This window comes from Acinetobacter sp. UBA1297, assembly GCF_002307755.1.
GTDB classification, from domain to species: domain Bacteria; phylum Pseudomonadota; class Gammaproteobacteria; order Pseudomonadales; family Moraxellaceae; genus Acinetobacter; species Acinetobacter radioresistens.
Genome location: NZ_DBUF01000018.1, coordinates 1 through 2,974 on the forward strand (window position 1 = coordinate 1; position 2,974 = coordinate 2,974).

At 41.0% G+C, this 2,974-nt stretch carries 3 protein-coding genes and 1 pseudogene; 1 reads left to right on the forward strand and 3 read right to left on the reverse strand.

Annotation, left to right across the window (positions count from 1 at the left end; all coding sequences use genetic code 11):
- Positions 1-647: pseudogene (locus B3R63_RS08610) on the reverse strand (ABC transporter ATP-binding protein); the annotation flags it as partial.
- A 396-nt stretch (positions 648-1,043) separates the two neighbouring features.
- Between B3R63_RS08610 and B3R63_RS08615 the strand changes: the two are divergent.
- Complete coding sequence (locus tag B3R63_RS08615) at positions 1,044-2,324, forward strand: tyrosine-type recombinase/integrase (RefSeq protein ID WP_286729799.1); 1,281 nt, start codon at positions 1,044-1,046, stop codon at positions 2,322-2,324.
- Here the strand turns inward: B3R63_RS08615 and B3R63_RS08620 are convergent.
- Entirely contained in the window at positions 2,319-2,588 is a 270-nt protein-coding gene (locus tag B3R63_RS08620) for a helix-turn-helix transcriptional regulator (RefSeq protein ID WP_005407077.1), read from the reverse strand. The genes B3R63_RS08615 and B3R63_RS08620 overlap by 6 nt on opposite strands.
- A 25-nt stretch (positions 2,589-2,613) precedes the next feature.
- Positions 2,614-2,757: a hypothetical protein gene (locus B3R63_RS08625; RefSeq protein WP_171070582.1), complete on the reverse strand. Its 144-nt coding sequence runs from the start codon at positions 2,755-2,757 to the stop codon at positions 2,614-2,616.
- Positions 2,758-2,974: the final 217 nt, after the last annotated feature.

A 2,974-nucleotide genomic window follows, 5' to 3' on the forward strand; every position in this document is an offset into this window, starting at 1 on the left:
CTTTAATTACGCCACGATCAATAATCGCGATCCGGCGACAGAGCATCTCGGCTTCTTCCAGATAATGGGTCGTCAGAATAATTGAGGTACCCTTGGCATTCATTTCTGTCAGGAAATCCCACATTGAACGGCGCAGTTCGATATCGACCCCAGCAGTGGGCTCATCCAGAATAAGTAACTTTGGTTCATGCATCATGGCTCGTGCAATCATGAGACGGCGTTTCATACCACCAGAAAGCATACGGGCCTGAACATGACGTTTGTCCCAAAGGCCAAGCTTTTCCAGATATTGTTCTGCCCGTTGTTCTGCCAGCTTTTTAGGAATACCATAATAGCCAGCTTGAGTGACCAGAATATCAAAGGTTTTTTCAAAATGACCNNAAGTTGAACTCTTGTGGCACGACTCCTAGGCATTGTTTGGCCTCAGAAGGATGGGTGTCTAAATTGTAGCCAAAGATTTCTACAGTTCCGGAGGTTTTTTTAGCCAGTGAGCTGATGATACTGATCGTTGTAGACTTGCCTGCACCATTGGGCCCTAAAAGTGCATAGAACTCTCCTTCCGGTACAGTTAGATTAATTCCTTTGAGAGCTTGAAAACCATTTCGATAGGTTTTGGACAAATCCCTTAGCGTCAATGCATCAGTCATGAATTTCTCGCATGGTGAATAGAAAAGATATTCTGAGCGATCTGCTTCAATAAACCAAGTATATTAATGGTAATCGGCAGGCTAGAGATTGAAATTTGCTTAAAGCGTAAGCATCAGTGGTGTTTATCTGCATTTATGTACTTTACCTCGCTCATTTTTTTGTTATGATGTGCATCGCGCGTTCGTAGCTCAGTTGGATAGAGTANNCGATTCCCGCCGAGCGCACCAAATTCTATGTTCAAACCTGTCAAAAGTTGTATAAACCTATTGTTTATAATAGACATCTAATAATAAACCTGTATAAAGTTGTATAAACCTTTTTAAAGTTGTAACGCATTAATGCATTACAGGATGCGTTACAACTAAGTTTGTACTCACAGGTGTAACGCAAAAAAAATGCCAAAACAAGTAATTTCGCTTACAGACAGCAAAATCAAAGCATTTCTCCGTGATATAAAAAGTAATAATCCCAATGGGTTACAGAAGGATATTCGGCTAAGTGACGGTGCAGGTCTGAATCTTCTAATTCGAAAAAACGGTACTGTCATGTGGCGTTTTGATTACACCCGCCCAATTTCTAAAAAAAGAAATACGATGACTGTCGGAAATTATCCAGCGATGTCACTGGCCAAAGCACGTGAATATCGGGATCAGTTCAGGGCGTTACTGGCTGAAGGAAAAGATCCTCAGGTAGAAAAGCAGGGTGTTGAGGAAAAAGAAAGATTAAAACAACAGTCAACTTTTAAATCTGTTGCTGAGCTATATAAAAGTAAACAACGTCTGGCCGAAGCTACCGTAAAGAGAAATGACGGTATATTTGAAAAACTTTATCGAGATATTGGCAATATGCCGATTTCAGATATTACTCCACGGGATCTAGCCAAAGTAATTGAGAAAGATGAGAACAAGGGGCATATTGAATCTGCAATGCGGATCAGATCTAAAGCCTCTCAGGTTTTTCGCTTTGCAGTAAAAATGGGTCTGTGTGAGCGTGATGTTGCTCAAGATCTGGCAGGTACCATTACCCAAAGAGAAAAAAATCACTATTCAGCATTAACAGATCCCTTTGATTTTGCGCGCTTGCTTTTTGATATAGATCATTATGAATCACAACTGGTCCACGTAAAGCTTGCATTGCAACTGGCACCATTGGTATTTGTCCGTATTGGTGAACTACGCAATGCCAAGTGGACTGATATTAATTTTGAGACTGCTACCTGGTCTTATACGCCGTCAAAAACATCTGCGAAAACTGGACTGGACCATATTGTTCCTTTATCTACACAGGCTATAGCAATTCTAAAAGAAGCTCATAATTTTACGAATAATTCAGACTTTGTTTTTCCTTCACGCTCTGACAAGCATCGGCCGATTTCTGATATGTCTATTAATATGGCATTGCGCCGTATGGGATATAGTAAAGAGGATATGACTGGCCACGGCTTTAGAGCAATTGCCCGGACATTATTAGATGAGGTTCTGGAGTTTCCACTGGATATTATTGAACAGCAGCTTGCACACCAGGTGCGTGACATGCACGGCAGGGCATATAACCGGACTAAGCACTTAGATAAAAGACGTGTGATGATGCAAAGATGGTCAGATTATTGCGATGAACTTAAAGCTCAATTTATTGCATCAAGAGATAAAAATTTTACGGAAATAAAGCCCTCATGATGCGAGGGCTTGTTTCTTATTAAAGAATGTATAAATAGTGGACTTCCACCAGCGCTTATAGCCACTTTCACTTACCCAATCCGGCTCGGGAAAGCTCCCATCTTCAACCATTTTAATAATAGAAGCCCTAGTTATTCCAGTCATTTTTACTACTTCACTCGTTTTTAAAAGACGATCTTCATCAGCATGAAAAGCTCTTTTAATCTCTTGCATTTCATTAAAAATGGCTTCGAGCAAGTTATTTTCAGATTCAGTTCGCATCATGATACCTCCTTTACCTTAGCTTGACTTAATTTCTCCATGTGGCCTCCTTAAATTTTGCATTAGTCAGCAGTGCTTCAATTTCAAACAGGCCTACATTGGTAAAGATATGATCCATCTTGCAGCCAAAGACAGTCAGGGTGCGGGTGATAGATGAGTATGTATATTTCATAGTGATACCGCCGTATATCTATTATGGAATTTGCCACCCCGAAGGGCGACATGGCCCTTATTCACTGATCTCTGCATAGCGACGGTCATAAGCTTCATTGATCCGCACCGTATCATCGTCTGGAAGGCTATTGATTGCCGGATCACTCATGATGTCATTCAGACGGTCTACATTTTGGGCGGCATCAATATGGGCTATATAGGAATCCACCAGACTT